Annotated in this window: 17 protein-coding genes; 7 read left to right on the top strand and 10 right to left on the bottom strand. The window is 73.3% G+C overall.

Translation table 11 applies throughout. The annotated features are described in order from the left end of the window. Positions 1 to 19: 19 nt before the first annotated feature. The 3 genes from FOF52_RS07390 to FOF52_RS07380 form a co-directional block, all read right to left on the bottom strand. Positions 20 to 958, bottom strand: coding sequence for a nitroreductase/quinone reductase family protein (locus FOF52_RS07390; protein ID WP_248593080.1), 939 nt, complete (start codon positions 956 to 958; stop codon positions 20 to 22). A 371-nt stretch (positions 959 to 1,329) separates the two neighbouring features. Next, positions 1,330 to 2,007, bottom strand: a complete 678-nt coding sequence (locus FOF52_RS07385; protein WP_248593079.1) for a DUF998 domain-containing protein — start codon at positions 2,005 to 2,007, stop codon at positions 1,330 to 1,332. 117 nt (positions 2,008 to 2,124) lie between these two features. Further along, a complete protein-coding gene (locus FOF52_RS07380; protein ID WP_248593078.1) occupies positions 2,125 to 2,955 on the bottom strand; it encodes an SDR family NAD(P)-dependent oxidoreductase in 831 nt (276 codons plus the stop codon). 121 nt (positions 2,956 to 3,076) lie between these two features. Between FOF52_RS07380 and FOF52_RS07375 the strand changes: the two genes are divergently transcribed. Further along, on the top strand, positions 3,077 to 3,679 hold the full coding sequence (locus tag FOF52_RS07375; protein WP_248593077.1) for a TetR/AcrR family transcriptional regulator: 603 nt from the start codon (positions 3,077 to 3,079) through the stop codon (positions 3,677 to 3,679). Here the strand turns inward: FOF52_RS07375 and FOF52_RS07370 are convergent. After that, positions 3,625 to 4,071, bottom strand: coding sequence for a hypothetical protein (locus FOF52_RS07370; protein WP_248593076.1), 447 nt, complete (start codon positions 4,069 to 4,071; stop codon positions 3,625 to 3,627). The genes FOF52_RS07375 and FOF52_RS07370 overlap by 55 nt on opposite strands. A 151-nt stretch (positions 4,072 to 4,222) precedes the next feature. On the opposite strand from FOF52_RS07370, the gene FOF52_RS21905 reads away from it, so the two are divergent. Continuing rightward, positions 4,223 to 6,097, top strand: a complete 1,875-nt coding sequence (locus FOF52_RS21905; protein WP_282573923.1) for a serine/threonine-protein kinase — start codon at positions 4,223 to 4,225, stop codon at positions 6,095 to 6,097. A gap of 54 nt (positions 6,098 to 6,151) precedes the next feature. On the opposite strand, the gene FOF52_RS07355 is transcribed toward FOF52_RS21905, so the two are convergent. The 3 genes from FOF52_RS07355 to FOF52_RS07345 all read right to left on the bottom strand — a co-directional run bounded on the left by FOF52_RS07355 (position 6,152) and on the right by FOF52_RS07345 (position 8,123). Continuing rightward, positions 6,152 to 6,952, bottom strand: coding sequence for a hypothetical protein (locus FOF52_RS07355; protein WP_068755364.1), 801 nt, complete (start codon positions 6,950 to 6,952; stop codon positions 6,152 to 6,154). A gap of 104 nt (positions 6,953 to 7,056) precedes the next feature. Beyond that, positions 7,057 to 7,323, bottom strand: a complete 267-nt coding sequence (locus FOF52_RS07350) for a DUF397 domain-containing protein (protein ID WP_248593075.1) — start codon at positions 7,321 to 7,323, stop codon at positions 7,057 to 7,059. Then, complete coding sequence (locus tag FOF52_RS07345; RefSeq protein WP_248593775.1) at positions 7,320 to 8,123, bottom strand: helix-turn-helix domain-containing protein; 804 nt, start codon at positions 8,121 to 8,123, stop codon at positions 7,320 to 7,322. The genes FOF52_RS07350 and FOF52_RS07345 overlap by 4 nt, the downstream gene beginning before the upstream one ends. A 312-nt stretch (positions 8,124 to 8,435) precedes the next feature. Between FOF52_RS07345 and FOF52_RS07340 the strand changes: the two genes are divergently transcribed. The 3 genes from FOF52_RS07340 to FOF52_RS07330 all read left to right on the top strand — a co-directional run bounded on the left by FOF52_RS07340 (position 8,436) and on the right by FOF52_RS07330 (position 10,478). Then, on the top strand, positions 8,436 to 8,885 hold the full coding sequence (locus tag FOF52_RS07340; protein ID WP_068755370.1) for an ATP-binding protein: 450 nt from the start codon (positions 8,436 to 8,438) through the stop codon (positions 8,883 to 8,885). Positions 8,886 to 8,957: 72 nt separating this feature from the next. Continuing rightward, on the top strand, positions 8,958 to 9,095 hold the full coding sequence (locus FOF52_RS07335) for a hypothetical protein (RefSeq protein WP_248593074.1): 138 nt from the start codon (positions 8,958 to 8,960) through the stop codon (positions 9,093 to 9,095). 657 nt (positions 9,096 to 9,752) lie between these two features. Next, positions 9,753 to 10,478, top strand: a complete 726-nt coding sequence (locus tag FOF52_RS07330; RefSeq protein WP_068755376.1) for a DUF6882 domain-containing protein — start codon at positions 9,753 to 9,755, stop codon at positions 10,476 to 10,478. A gap of 57 nt (positions 10,479 to 10,535) precedes the next feature. Here FOF52_RS07330 and FOF52_RS07325 read toward each other — a convergent pair whose 3' ends face one another. Further along, positions 10,536 to 11,315 (bottom strand): SDR family NAD(P)-dependent oxidoreductase, encoded by a 780-nt coding sequence (locus FOF52_RS07325; protein ID WP_068755378.1) that lies wholly within the window; start codon positions 11,313 to 11,315, stop codon positions 10,536 to 10,538. Positions 11,316 to 11,429: 114 nt separating this feature from the next. Continuing rightward, positions 11,430 to 12,188, bottom strand: coding sequence for an aminoglycoside adenylyltransferase family protein (locus FOF52_RS07320; RefSeq protein WP_068755943.1), 759 nt, complete (start codon positions 12,186 to 12,188; stop codon positions 11,430 to 11,432). Between the two features lie 300 nt (positions 12,189 to 12,488). On the opposite strand from FOF52_RS07320, the gene FOF52_RS07315 reads away from it, so the two are divergent. Then, positions 12,489 to 13,322 carry an alpha/beta fold hydrolase gene (locus tag FOF52_RS07315; RefSeq protein ID WP_248593073.1) on the top strand — a complete coding sequence of 278 codons (834 nt, stop codon included), beginning with the start codon at positions 12,489 to 12,491 and terminating at the stop codon, positions 13,320 to 13,322. A 37-nt stretch (positions 13,323 to 13,359) separates the two neighbouring features. Here the strand turns inward: FOF52_RS07315 and FOF52_RS07310 are convergent, their stop codons facing one another. After that, on the bottom strand, positions 13,360 to 13,680 hold the full coding sequence (locus tag FOF52_RS07310) for a hypothetical protein (protein ID WP_248593072.1): 321 nt from the start codon (positions 13,678 to 13,680) through the stop codon (positions 13,360 to 13,362). 318 nt (positions 13,681 to 13,998) lie between these two features. On the opposite strand from FOF52_RS07310, the gene FOF52_RS07305 reads away from it, so the two are divergent. Beyond that, on the top strand, positions 13,999 to 14,766 hold the full coding sequence (locus FOF52_RS07305; RefSeq protein WP_248593071.1) for an SDR family oxidoreductase: 768 nt from the start codon (positions 13,999 to 14,001) through the stop codon (positions 14,764 to 14,766). Positions 14,767 to 14,798: the final 32 nt, after the last annotated feature.

Raw genomic sequence — 14,798 nt, 5'->3', positions numbered from 1 at the left:
TCCGCGGTCCCGTGCCGGCTCAGTCCGCGCCGCCGGGCGGGAACGGGACGGCGGCCAGGACGGGCAGCAGCTCCCGTTCCTCGTGGTCGAGGTGGGCCGTCAGCTCCCGGGTGATCCGGTCGAGGTCGGCGCGGAACCGGTCGGGGTCGGCGGTGGACACCTCGGCCAGCAGGTCGACGAGTGCGGCGCGCAGCCGCTCCACCGTGCGGTGCTCCTCGCGCAGCCGTGCCACGGTCTCCCGCAGGTGCGGGTACTGCTGTTCCAGGGCGGGCAGCAGCCCGGCGTCCTCGAAGGTGTGGTGGAGGTGCAGGGACTCGCAGAAGGCCAGGCAGTGCTGGCGGATCTGCAGGTTCAGCCCCGCCGGGGGACGCCGGGGCGCGTCGGCGTGGGCGCGGAGGTAGGCGTCGGTCTCGGCGCGCACCCGGTCGAGTTGGCCGCGCAGCCAGGTGTGGACCTCGACCAGTTTGTCGGCGAGGGTGGCGGCTTCGCCGGACGACGGCTCGACAGGGGAGCGTTCCAGCGCCACCACCGGGATGGTGCGGTCGGTCTTGGCCTGGTAGTCGCCGTAGCGGGGGAACCGGCGGACGATCTCGGCGAACGCCCGGTCGCGTGCGGCGCCCTCCAGGGGGACCGCGACCGCCTCGAAGGTCTCGGTGCCGACCTCGACGGTCACCAGGGGGTGGGCGAGCAGGTTGTGGTACCAGGCGGGGTGGCGGGGCGCGCCGGCCGCGGAGGCGACGACCAGCAGCCGTTCGCCGTCGCGGAGGAAGCCCAGCGGGCTGGTCTGCTCGCGGCCGGAGCGGGCGCCCGTCGTGGTGAGCAGCAGCAGGTCGCTGCCCTCGAAGGGGCCGCCGACGCGTCCGCCGTTGGCGCGGAACTCCTCGACGACCGGGCGGTTGAAGTCGCTGACGTACGGCTCGGGGCGGTCGAACGGGTTCGGGGTCTGTGAGGTGGACAAACCGGACTCCTCGAAGGTCCTGGGAAACGGTGACGGCGAGGACACGCGCGGGGCCGTGGCCCGACCGGCGAGAGCGGCGGCACGGTGGAGCGCGTGACGACAGAAGACCCGTGAAGCGATATATCGGAGAATAGTTCCGAATAGCGGGTCGGTGATGGTCCGCGATGGCCGGAAACGGCCACGGACAACGGGAACACGACGGCGTCGGGCGCGGCAACGGCAGAGGCGGCCGCGGCGGCCGGATCAGATGAGGGGCGTCTGTGGACTCACGACTGGCTCCCCGGATGTGACGGTGCCTCCATGCCGCCGCCGTCCACCTGGTCGGCGGCACGCGACACAGGGAGCAATTACAGGGGGTGGCGGCGCCGCTGTCAACCGGGGGAGGTCAGCCGTTCGCCGGGGGCGGCGGTGCTGCGGGCGGTGTCGCGCAGCAGCACCAGGGCGACCGCGGTGGTCCACGCCAGCCCCGTGCCGACCGACAGCCGCTGGTAGAGGCCGCCCACCTCGACCAGGCCGGGCTGCTGGGCGAAGCCGAGACTGGCCAGCAGGAAGAAGAGGACGAAGACGGCCGCGCCGAGCCCGCTGCAGACCGCCGCCGGCCACCGCCCGCCGCGCGCGGACCGGAGCGCGAAGGCGAGGCAGGCCAGCGGCAGGCCGAGGAAGAACAGCATCGACAGGCCGTCGTGGGCCGCGCCGAGCGGGGTGTAGACCAGCGCGTCGGGACTGCCCGGCGGATAGCCGCTCACCGGGTCGGTGGGAAACAGCCCCGCCCCGACCAGCCCGACCCCGCAGGCGCCCAGCAGCCACGGAAGGATCCCGGCGCGCCCGCCCAGCGCCCGGCGCACCCCGACCGCGAAGGCCGTCAGCAGCGCTCCGGTGACCAGGAAGTTCGCCACCTGGGTCCAGCCCGCCGGGGTCAGCGCCAGGGAGCTGACCGGGTGGCGCAGCGGGTCGTAGCCGGGACGCAGCGCACCCGAGACGGTGAACACCGCGACGAACAGCGGACCGGCGGCCGCGCCGCACCACAGGAGTCCGCGGGTCACTGCCACGGGGGCCTCCTCCCGTCGTCGGGGAACCGGTGGGCCTCCAGCCTAGGAGCGGACGCGCTTTCCGCGCGTGGCCGCAACCGGCCACGCACGCAAGCGCGGGTGCGGCCGGGGCCGCGGTCAGCCGGCCCGGCCGCTCAGCTCCTCGGTGCGCGCGTGCTCCGCGGCCAGGGCCAGCAGCATCTGCCGCACCCGGGTGTTGGCCTCACCGCCGAGGACCAGCCGCCGGGGCGGATCGGCCATGTCCACCAGCTCCAGCAGCGCCGGGGCGGCCTTGGCGGGGTCGGCGTCCTCGACCCCGCTCCACATCGCGGCGAGGCGGGCGCGCAGCGGCGCGTACTCCGGCCTCTCCGCGGCGAGGGTGGCGCCCCGGGTGAACAGTTCGGTCGCGTAGCCGCGGGGCTGCACCATCGTGACCCTGATCCCGAAGGGCTCCACCTCCATGGCCAGGGCGGCGCCCACCGAGTCGAGCGCGGCCTTGCCCGCGCCGTACAGGCCCACCGAGGCGAACCCGCCGAACGGGGCCATCGTCGTGACCTGGAGGATGTGGCCCGACCCCTGGGCGCGCAGGTGCGGCAGGACGGCCTGGAGCACCCACAGCGCGCCGAAGAGGTTGACGTCCAGGTGGTCGCGGGCCTGCTGTTCGGTGGTCTCCTCCACCATGCCGAGCAGGAACCGGCCCGCGTTGTTGACCACGACGTCCAGGCGGCCGAACGCGTCGACGGCCTGCCGCACCGCGGAGAACACCGCGGCGCGGTCGGTCACGTCCAGGGGCAGGGCCAGCAGGCGGCCCCCGTACTGCTCGGCCAGGCCGGCGAGCGGGGCGGTGTCGCGGGCCGTGCCCACCACGCGGTCGCCGCGCTCCAGGGCGGCCTCGGCGACGACCCGGCCCAGGCCGCGGGAGGCTCCGGTGACGAACCAGACGCGGGACGGGGACGTGTGCGCGGTCATGGCGCCCTCCTCGGTAGTTGCCGCCCCGCAGACAAGACGAGACGTATCGTTTCGTTCAGTGTCCAGGGTGCTCCTCGGCCGCCCTCCTGTCAAGACGGAACGTCTCGTCTATTCTGTGGGGGTGACACCGCCCAGGAACCCCGACCCCCGACGCCGCAGCGAACGCTCCCGCCGCGCGATCCTCGACGCGGCCCGCGCACTCGTCGCCGAGACCGGCTATCCGAGACTGACGATCGAGGCCGTCGCCGCCCGCGCCGGAGTGGGTAAGCAGACCATCTACCGCTGGTGGCCGTCCAAGGGCGCGCTCCTGCTCGACGCGGTGCTGGCACTCAGCCAGACCGCGGAGGGCGACATCACGCTGCCCGACACCGGCGACATCGAGGCCGACCTCAAGACCCTCATGCGCGCCACCGCCGCCGAGTTCGCCACCCCCGCATTCGAAGCCCCCCTGCGCGCCCTCAACAACGAGGTCGCCGCCGACCCCGAACTGGCCGCCGCCTACCGCCGGCAGGTCGCCGAACCGGTGGAGGAGGCCACCCGGGAACGGCTGCGCAGCGCCCAGCGCGCCGGGCAGATCGCCGCCGACGCCGACCTCGGCCTACTCCTCGACCTGCTCTACGCCCCCCTGTACCGGCGCTGGCTGCTGCACGAGGGGCCGCTCACCCCCGACTACACCGACGCCCTGGTCGACGCGGTGCTGCGGGCCTTCACCCCCCGCGCTTGAGGGGGCACGACTCCCCGGGCGCCCGGTCCGGGTCGTCCTCCGCCGACCACGGCCGCCGCGGCAGGGCCCCGCGCCACCCCGGCCGCCCCGCCGCCCAGTCCGCCAGGATCCCGGCGACGGGCTGGGGGGGCGAGCATCTCGGGCGGGCGCGGCACGTGCGCCCAGAAGTGCCGGTCCGCGCCGCCCTCGCGGTACTCCACCCGGTAGCTCAGGTCGTCGTTGAGGTGGACCCGCATGGAGTGGTGGCCGCGGGGACGCCGGCCCAGCCGCTCGACGACCACGAACCGGTGGGCCAGGTTCAGGTCGGCCAGCAGGGCGTGCAGGGTCTCCTCCGACGGGTCGTCCCAGGTGCGCCCGCACCACTCTCTCGCCCGCAGTACCGGTCCGGTCATGGCGGCGACCCTACCGCCCCGCTGTGACCGGCACCGACACTGGAAGGACCGCACAACCCCCGTGCCGGGGCGGGATCCGGTCACCGGAGCAACCGGCACACTGCGGTAAAGAAGTAAGGAAAACGGCGGCGGTTGTCCAAGGGAGTCGCGGGTGCAGTCCGAAATGGTGCTGGCGGGCCGGTACCGGCTGGAGGAACGGCTGGGACGGGGCGGAATGGGCGAGGTGTGGCGGGCCTTCGACCCGCATCTGGAACGCGAGGTCGCCGTCAAGGTCATCGTCGGGGGAGGCGGCGACGACGTCCTGATCCGCCGCTTCCAGCGGGAGGCGCGCATCGCCGCCGGCATCCAGCACCCCGGCATCACCGCCGTGCACGACTTCGGCCGCCACGACGGGCAGCTGTTCCTCGTCATGGAGCTGCTGCGCGGCCGCGACCTGGGCGCGGTGCTGGCCGACCACCCCGAAGGACTGCCGCTGGACCTGCTGGTGTCGGTCTCCGTGCAGGCCGCCGAGGCGCTGCGGGCCGCGCACGCCCACCGGGTGGTGCACCGCGACCTCAAACCCGGCAACCTGTTCCTGCTCGACACCGGGCACGTCAAGATCTGCGACTTCGGCATCGCCCACATCGCGGACGCGACCAGCCAGCTCACCGCCGTGGGAACCGCGCTGGGCACCCCGGCGTTCATGCCGCCCGAGCAGTGGAAGGGCGAGGAGGTCGACGCGAGCAGCGACGTCTACGCGTTCGGCGCGGTCCTGCACACGATGCTGACCGGCAGGGTGCCCTTCAGCGGCACCCTGCCCGCGCTGATGGCCCAGCACCTCACCCAGCCCCCGCCGCCCGTCCTGGAGGCCCGGCCCGACATCCCCGCCGAACTGGCCGACCTCGTCGCCCGGATGCTGGCCAAGGAGCCCGCGGAGCGGCCCGCCAGCGACGAGCTGGGAGAACTGATCCGCCGCGCCGCCGGGGCCGGCCCGCAGGGCGGGGCGGCCCCCCTCGCCCCGTCCCCCGCCGCGTCGCCCGTCCACACCGAGCGGCCCGTGCCCGCCGCCCCGCAGACGCCCCCGCCGCCGTCCGCCCCGGCCCCGCCGCCGTATGCCACCGGCCAGTACCCGTCCGGACCCCCGCCGGCCCACGCCACCGGGTACGCCGCGCCCGGGCCGTATCCGCCGCAGGGTCCGCCGCCCCACCCCACCGGCTATCCCGCCCCGGGCCCCTATCCGCCGCAGGCGCCGCCGCCCCACCCCACCGGGTACGCGGCCCCCGGCCCGTACCCGCCCGCGCCGCCCCCCTCCTACGGCTCCCCACCGCCCGCGGGCGACCCGCAGACCATGTTCACGCTCGGCCTGCGCCACCGCGAGCAGGGCGATGTCGCCGGAGCCGAGTCCTGGTACCGCCGCGCGGCCGAGGCGGGCCACATCGACTCCATGTTCAACCTCGCCCTCCTCTCCCGGGAGCGCGGCGACACGGCCGAGGCCGAGCAGTGGTACCGGCGCGCCGCCGAAGCCGGCGACCCCGACGCCATGGTCAACCTCGGCGACCTGCTCAAGGACCGCGGGGAGACGGCCGAGGCCGAGACCTGGCACCGCCGCGCGGCAGAGGCGGGCCACGTCGCCTCCATGCACACCCTCGGCAACCTGCTCTACGGCAGGGGCGACGCGGCCGAGGCCGAGACCTGGTGGCGGCGCGCCGCCGAGGGCGGCAACATCCGCGCCATGGCCCTGCTCGGCAACCTGCTGGAGCAGCGCGGCGACATCCTCGGCGCGGAGCAGTGGTACCGGCGCGCCGCCGAGTCCGGCAACATCGACGCGATGGTCAACCTGGGGGTGCTGCTGGAGAACCGCCGCGACACCTTCGGCGCGGAGCAGTGGTACCGGCGGGCCGCCGAGGCGGGCGACATCGACGCGATGGCCAACCTCGGCAGTCTGCTGCAGGGCCGCGGCGACGTGGGCGGCGCCCAGTACTGGTGGCGGCGCGCCGCCCAGTCCGGCAGCACCCGCGCCATCCGCCACCTCGACCAGCTGGGCTGAGACCGGCCCCGGTGCTCGGGTGCCCGGAGTCGGGGCCGCGTGCCGCGCGGGGCCTCAGGCCCGCTCCGCCAACCGGTCCACGGCCTTGGCCAGGAGCGCGTCGAAGCGGTCGGCGCGCTCGGCGGCCGCGTCCTCGACCGCCTGGTCCCGCATGCGGTCCGTGCACTCCATGAGCTCGTCGATGTGCGGGGTGGCAGCGGGGTCCTCCATGAGGCACTCGGCGGTGAGGTCCTCCGGGGACAGCGGGGAGGAGTCCGCGCCGAGGGTGACCGCCACCAGCAGGAAGTGGACCTCTGACACCCGGCCCCAGGCCATCCGCACCTCCACCGACGGGCCGCCGCCCGCGGGCGTGGACGTCACGAGGACGCCGTCGCCGCCCTCGGGCAGAGCGTCGCTGGGCAGGCTCTGGAAGGCCCCCGTCACCGGTTCGTCCTCGATGCGTCCAGTGAAGGTGAAGCAGTCGGTCAGCAGCCGCTTCACCGACTCGGGGGTGGGGGTGCCCGACAGGTCGCCGGTGGCCAGCGTGTAGTGGTACACGGTCTCCGGGGTGCCGCGCCGGTTCGGGGTGGCCTGCTGCGCCGCGACCGCCTCGACCCCCTCCGGCAGCAGGTCGGGCCGCGCCTCGGCGAGGGTGTCGGCGCACTCCCGCGGTTCGATCTCCGTGAACGACGGCGAGGACGGCCCCTGCCGGACCTCGTCGGCGTCGACGCTGTGCACCGTGTAGCCGGAGAAGGCGTTGCGGGGCAGCAGCAGCTCCTCCAGGCCGGGGCCGAACAGGGACGCGCAGCCGGTGAGCGCCAGCAGCGCGGACAGGGACAGGGCGAGCGGAACGGCGGAGCGGGCGGGGGATGGCATGGGGTTTCTCCGTGGGGCAGCGGCACATTCCTGCCGGCCCTGGCACGGGTGCCATGCTCGATGCCGATCATGGCCCCCGTGCCAAGGGGGATCGGGTGTCGGGGTTACAGGTGGTCGTGTTTGAGGTTGGCGAGGAAGGTGGCCCATTCGGTGGGGGAGAAGTGGAGGTGTCCGAGGTCGCGGTGCTTGGTGTCGCGGATCAGGACGGCCTCGGGAGTCTCGGCCACCTCGACGCAGTTACCGCCGCCACCGTCGCTGTAGCTGGACTTGTGCCAGGAGACGGCGACCTCGACGCAGTCGCCGCCGTTACCGCCGCTGTAGCTGGACTTGTGCCACCGGAGCCTGTTGTGATCCGTGTAGCCAGTGCTCATAGTTGGTCCTTTCTGCTGCGGATGTAGTCCGCAGAGTCGCTGGGGGACAGCGCTTCGGACTGTAGTGCCGAGAATATCGCCGAGCAGTATCGGACCTCCTCGGTCTGAGCCGAGAGATGACCTCCCAAGGCATGGTCTGTGTAGACCATTGTGGGACGGTCGTCGAAGGTCATGATCCTGATTGCCCCGGATGAACCAGGATGTACTGGTGTCTCCTGTGATACGACCTGGAACCGGATTACGGAGTCCTCGATCAGGCTCAGCAGGTACGTCAGTTGCTCCTTCATCACCGCAGGACTCTCAATGACGCGGTCGATGACGACTTGGTCCACGACGAACCAACTAAGCGGACGGTCCGGGACGGTCAGGATTTCGCGTCTACCCATGCGGGCGTGGACGAGTTCCTCAACCTTGGCGGCATTCGCCCACGGCTGGGCGGGACGAATCAAAGCCCGAGCGTAGTCCTCAGTCTGCAACAATCCAGGCATCACGATTGGCTGATATTGCCGGATTTCTACCGCTTTGCGCTCTAGTTTGAGCACTTCCTGGAACCAGTCGGGGTGGGATGGTGTGGAGTTCAACGAATCCCAGAGGCGGACAAGCCTGCCGTCGGTGTTGAAGGCCCGGTCGAGAGCTTCCGCATGATCCCTTTTGGAGCCTTTGTGGCCTAGTTCGATACCACTGAGCATACTCTGGCTGAGTGGTATCGCCTTGGCGAGTTGGGTCTGTGAATACCCTGCTTGGAGGCGTAACCGACGTACCTCGGCACCGAAGCGAGACCATGCCGGGGGGTGCTTCACCACAGTTCTACGACTCCTTAGAACCGAGCTAGTGCTGTTCAGTCTAGGTCTTCATAGATATTCAGAGAACGGCGCTATGGCTAGAAAAACGTTACTCGGTACTGGAGTGTTGAGTTGTCGCCTCTGACGAAGCGACAACGGCCCCGATTCGGCGCTGCAACGCCGAACCAGGGCCTTGACTCCTCGACCTGAGTGAGCAGGTGAAGAATCCATGTCCCAGGCTACCCTCCGCCTTTTGTCTGAATTGTGGCGGTCACCCCGAAACCGCCCCCGTGTCCCCCGTGTCCTCCACCCCGGGAAGGCAGTGGCCCGGTGACCGTCGTCTCCGCGTCCTTTCCCGGTCTTCCCGCGAGTGTGGCCGCCGCACGCCGGTTCGTGGTCGAGGCGATCCGGTCGTGCCCGCAGGCCACCGCGTCCTCGGACGCGGTCGGCCGGGTCGAGCTGATCGTGTCCGAGCTCGCCACCAACGCCATCCGGCACACCCACTCCGGCGACCCGGGGGAGTCTTTCACGGTGCGGGTGAACGTGACCGAGCGCGGCGTGTGGACGGAGGTGCGCACCCTGGCCCCGCGCCGCTGGAACTCGGTCCCGCACGTCGTCGAACCCGACGACCCGTCCCGCGAGCACGGGCGCGGCCTGTTCCTGGTGGACCGGTTGGCCAGCCGGTGGGGCCGCCTGGCCCCCTGGCAGGAGGGCGTCTACTCCGTCGTGCACTGGGACGGCCACCCCTGTGCCGAGGACGGCCGGGCGGCGGCCCGGTGAGGGACCGGCCCCTGCCCCCACTGCGAGATCTGCCAGTTCCACGATGCCGCCGGGGCGCCCGAGGCCACCGCCGTGCCCACACCGCGGTTCCGGTACACCGGCCTGACCGTGCTGGCCTGCACCGCCACCGTCGCCGAACCGGCCGGACTCCTGCGCGCCCGGCCGAAACCGGGACTGCCCCGGCGCGACCGGACCCGGCCGCGCCCGTAGCCGCACCGACCGCCGGTCGCCCGCACGGCTCAGGGGGCGCGGGCGACCGGTCTGCTGCGGGCGGGCCGGGGCAGTTCCTTCCCCGGCCCCGGTCCGCCCCTTCCCCGAACCCCCGCACACCCGCACGACCCCGGAAGGCGACCCCTCGTGGACGACGACCTCGTGACCCTGTACGCCGGGCCGGTGACCCTGTACGCCGGGCCGCTCGCGGCCTCGCCGTCCTCCGAAGCCACCTGGACAACCTGGTCCAGGACCACGGCACCGAACGCTTCCTGCTGCTCACCCGGTCCGGCGTCTCCGGCCTCTACCAGGAGGCCGCGGGCCGCTGGGTGTACGCCACCCCGCACCTGCTGGAGACCCCGGAGCATCCCCCGAGTCCTCCGGAGGGCGACGGTCCGTGACGCCGCGCACCGGGACACGCGGCGGGGTGGGGCCGGACCGGTCGGACCGTGGCCGGAACCGGTCACCTCGCGGGACGGGGCGGCCTCCGCGAGGGCCGTTCGGCCCCGCCGTCCCCTGGACGGTGTTCGGTGTGGTGACCAGCATCAAGAGCGCAGCGGCGGCTTTTTGCCACAGCCGTGGCGGGCCGGACCGGAGGGGGACCGGGGAACACCGCGGCGGGCGGCGGGTGTCGTCGCCGTCCCCTAGTATCCCGGCATGCCGAAGATCACCGCACTGACCGACCTGCTGGACGACGCCGCCCTGTTCTCCCTGGAGCACCAGCTCCACCTCGTCGACGTCCTCGGCGAGCACAACTGGCACGTCGACCTGCAAGCCCCCCGGTTCGACTTCGTCGGGGAGCGGACGCTGACCTGTGAACGCTTCCACCTCCTGGGCAGCGCCGCCCCCGGGCCGGGGTCGTGGATGTGGGCCTGGGCGAACCCCAGCGGCTTCCCCGAGGAGCTGACGCGGCTCTCCGCCGAGGTCCGCGCGCACGGTGAGCGGCTCGGCATCCCCGAACTGGCCAACGCCGAGGTTCCCTTCGCCGCACTGCCCGGGAACCCGCAGCACCCGGCGCAGGTCGCGTTCCTGCTGACCGAGGCCGCCAAGGTCCTGGGCGGCCGGTGGACCTCCTACACCGGGGAGGTGGGCGGGGGAACCCGCGTGGCCTGCCTCATCGAGCACCCCGAGTTCACACTGCCCGCCCCCGAACCGGCGCGGACCATGCGGGTGATCCAGCAGGCCGTCGCCGAACTCCCGCTGTCGGACCACCGGCGTGCCCTGGCCGGCTACGCCGCCCGGCGGGGCCTGGGACAGCAGACGACCCCGGACGGCGGGCTGGTCCTCACCGGCCCCGGCTTCGAGCTGGGCGTCGAGTTCGACGACAGGGGTCTGGTGGCGCGGACCAGCCTCACCGCGCAGCCCGGCCCGCACGCCCGCTGAGCGCCGCCCCGGCGGGTGCGGTCCCCGTCGGGGCGGCGCTCGACACCCCGGGCCGGGTCACAGGGCGTGGCCTCCGGCGACCTGCAGCACCTGCCCGGTGATCCAGCGGGCCTGGCGGGAGGCGAGGAAGACCACGGCGTCGGCGATGTCCGCGGGCTCCCCGACACGGCGCAGCGGAATGAGTGGACGGACCTGCTCGACCAGGTCCGCGTCCATCCAGCCGGTCTGCACCGGTCCGGGAGCCACGGCGTTGACCCGGATTCCCCGGGGCGCCAGGTCCAGTGCCGCGGCCCGGGTGAACGCCTCCAGGGCGGCCTTGGAGGTGCCGTAGCCGATCTGGCCGGGGAAGGCGCGGGCGGCGTCAGTGGAGATGTTGACCACGCACGGCGGGTCGGTGTCGGGGGCGCGGCGGGCGAGTTCGGCGGTGAGCAGGGCGGGCGCGATCGCGTTGACCCGGTAGTGGCGGCCCAGACCCTCGGCGGTGAGCGTGTCCACGGTGTCGGGCGTCTCGCAGTGCGCGGCGTTGTTCACCAACACGTCGACCGGCCCCAGACGCGCCTCGACCTGGTCGAACAGCCGCGTGGCGGCGTCCGGGGCGGACAGGTCCGCCGCGACCGCCACCGCCCCGTCCAGTTCGTCCACCAGAGCCTCCACCTCCCGCAGCGGCGGGACCTCGTGCTCCCAGCGCACCCCGTCGGGGGCGGGTGGTGCCGAGGGCAGGTAGTGCACGGCCACCCGCGCCCGCTGTGCGGCGAACGCGCGGGCGATGGCTGCGCCGATGCCCCGGCCGGCACCGGTGACCAGCACTGTCTTGGCTGCGAGTCCCGTGTCGATCATGGCGCCAGCCTCCCAGAAGCGGGACGGACGGACAACGGGATTGTCCGGCGTGCGGCACCGGGGCGACGGCGCGCTGTCACCGCTCCGGTGCGCCCCGGTTCCCGCACGCGGGCCTCAGCGGGGCGTGAGCCGGTCGATCTCGGCGAGCACCCGTGCCACGTGCGGACGCACCCGCGCCCGCAGTTCGCCGCTCCACCGCTCCTCGGAGTAGCGGCGGTGCAGGTACAGGTCCCTGGCGTGCTCCAGCACGGGGCGGTGCTCCGGGGGGAGGCGGGCCAGCGCCCAGTCCGCGGCGGCGTCCTTGGACCGGATCTCGCCGGTGGCGAGCGTCGTCCAAACGCGGGCGAGGGTCAGCACCGTGTTGCGGGTGTCGCCGTCCAGGTCGGCGAGGAGTTCCGGGAGGCCCGCGACGCTCGCCCGCACCAGGTCGGCGTGCGGGACGGGGTCGAGGAGCCGCGCGGGCGGGGGACCGGCGAGCGGACGGTCGCCCGCCAACACCATCGTGAGCAGCAGCGCCAGGTCCGGCATCGGCCGCGGCCGGGGCAGGGCACCGGCCTTGAACGCGTCGCGCAGCCACTCGCCGTACTGGAAGTCGCCGGTGGGCGGGAAGCGCCACGGGCGGACCTCGGAGTGGACGACGACGGTGAGCTCCACCGGCCGCAGCCCGCCCTCGAAACCGGAGGCCGCGAGCAGCCCGTCCAGGAGTCTCCGCCGCTCCCGGTCGTCCATGCCGCGCCGGGAGACGACGAGCAGGTCGAGGTCGCTGGCCGGGCGCAGGCCGCCGAGCACCGAGGAGCCGTGCAGGTAGACGCCGACGGCCTCGGGGCCGAGCGTGTCGCCGACGAGTGCCACGATCGTTTCGACCTGGTCCACGGCCCCACCGTAGACCACCGCTGTCTCCGGCCCCGGGACGGTCGGTGGCAGCGGTTCCGTGACGACACCGGAAAAGGCCTGGGAACGGGCCGGTGGCTGCCGGACAGCGGTACGGCGCTTCCGGGTGGCGGAGGTCGCGGAAAAGCCGGGTAGTGCCGCGTCCAAGAGTGCCGTGATCCTCCCCCATATCCGGGCCGGACGGGGTGACACGGGGGTGCGGGTCGGTAGTCGTCCGCACGGGCGCACGGGAACAACCGTGTCCCGCTCATCGATGTCACTACCGCAGAAGGCGAGTGGGCCATGTCTTTCGTCACCGTCGGCACCGAGAACTCCTCGCCCATCGGGATCTACTACGAGGACCACGGCAGCGGTCGGCCCGTCGTGCTGATCCACGGCTACCCGCTCAACGGACACTCCTGGGAGAAGCAGGAACGGGTGCTGCTGGAAGCGGGATACCGGGTCATCACCTACGACCGGCGCGGCTTCGGCCGGTCCACCCACACCACCGTCGGCTACGACTACGACACCTTCGCCGCCGACCTGAACGCCCTCGTCGAACACCTCGGCCTGTCCGACGCCGTCCTGGTCGGCTTCTCCATGGGCACCGGTGAGGTGGTCCGCTACCTGAGCCGCTACGGTTCGGCACGGATCAGCAAGGCGGTGCTGCTCGGAGCGCTCCAGCCGTTCCTGCTCAGGACCGACGACAACCCCGAGGGCGTGGACTCCAGCGTGTTCAAGGGCATCGAGGAGGCGATCCTCGCCGACCGCTTCGTCCATTACAAGAACTTCTTCGACGACTTCTACAACGTCGACGTCCTCGACGGGGTCCGGATCAGCAGGGAAGCGTGGCAGAACAGCTTCGCCGTGGCCGCCTCGTCCTCGGCCCACGCCACCTACGCCTGCGTGCGGACCTGGCTCACCGACTTCCGCGCCGACCTGCCCCGTATCGACGTGCCCGTGCTGGCGATGCACGGCGACGCCGACCGCATCCTGCCGATCGACGCCACCGCGAACCGGCTGCCCGGGCTGATCAAGGACCTGGAGTACGTGGTCGTGGAGGGCGGCCCGCACGCCATCAACTGGACGCACGCCGAAGAAGTCAACAGCGCCCTGCTCGACTTCCTGCGCGGCTGACGCCGGTGAGCCCCGCGCCCGCCGGGGCGGGCGCGGCTCACTCCTGCCCCAACACCCGGTCCCGGTAGCCCTGGAAGCCGTGCCAGCCCGCGAGGTCCTCCGCGCCGGTGAGGAGCTCCGCCGTGGAGTAGTCCACGGCCCGGCAGCCCAGTGCCGCGGCGATGCGCAGCACCACGGGGAGGACGTCGTCGCCGGAGCCGCGGACGTGCAGCGTGACCGAGCGCACGGGGACCTCGGAACCGATGTCGACCTCCATCGACCAGCTCGGACCGGTCAGGAGGCCCCAGGCCGGGTCCGTCAGGTCGACGTCGGGCACGGCGTCGCGCAGGCGGGCCAGGACCCGCTCGGCCGGACCCACCGGAGGGGGGCTCGTGGTCGTCGGGGAGGTCGTTCACCGAGGCGATCTCGTCGGGCAGCGGCATCAGGAGCACGTCCCAGCTCACGGGGGTCCTTTCACGTCGTCCGGGTCGGCACGGGGCGCCCGCGGCGGCGCGGCCGTCGCGGGCGGGAGGAGGAGCGGCGTCCCGCGGCGGGGAGTACCCGCCGCGACCGTTCCCACGACGCGGAGGGTAGCGGCGGGCACCGACAGACTCCCCGCGCCGACGGCGGCCCCGGGCCCGCATCCCGGACGACGGTCGGGGAAGCGGACCCGGGAGCCGAGGATTGGAGCGCGACCATGACCCCACCTGTTCTGGTCACCGGGGGCACCGGCACACTCGGGCGGCACGCCGTGCCGCTGCTGCGGGAGGCGGGCCGCGAGGTGCGGGTGCTCAGCCGGCGCCGCCACACGTCCGGGGACGGCGTCGAGTACACGGTCGGGGACCTGCGCCGGGACGTGGGTGTCGACGCCGCGGTGGACGGGGCCGACACCGTGCTGCACCTGGCGGGCGCCCCCAGGGGCGACGACACGGCGGCCCGCACCCTGGCGCGCGCCGCCGCCCGGGCCGGGGTACGGCACCTGGTGTTCATCTCGATCATCGGGGTGGACCGCGTCCCCCTGGGCTTCTACCGGGCCAAACACCGCGCGGAGCGGGCCGTGGCCGACTCGGGGGTGCCGTGGACGGTGCTGCGCGCCGCCCAGTTCCACGACCTGGTCCTGGCCGGGGTGCGGAACCTGGCGAAGATCCCGGTGGTGCCCGTCCCCACGGGGCTGCGGCTGCAGCCGGTGGACGCGGGCGAGGTGGCGGCCCGGCTGGTGGCGCTGGCCCTCGGCGGGCCCGCCGGACGGGTGCCCGACCTGGCCGGGCCGAAGGTGTACGCGGTGGGCGACCTGGTCCGCGGATACCTGCGGGCGCGCGGCGAACACCGGCTGCTGCTGCCGGTGCGGACCCCGGGCCGGATCGGCCGCGCCTACCGGGAGGGCGCGAACCTGGCCCCGCCGGGCGCGGTCACGGGCGGGCGGAGCTGGGAGGACTTCCTCGCCGAACGGGTGGGGGTCCCCTAGCGCCTCCGGGCGCGGTTTCGCCGCACGCCTTC

Source organism: Thermobifida alba (genome assembly GCF_023208015.1).
GTDB lineage: Bacteria > Actinomycetota > Actinomycetes > Streptosporangiales > Streptosporangiaceae > Thermobifida > Thermobifida alba.
This window is presented reverse-complemented; position numbering and strand designations above follow the sequence as displayed.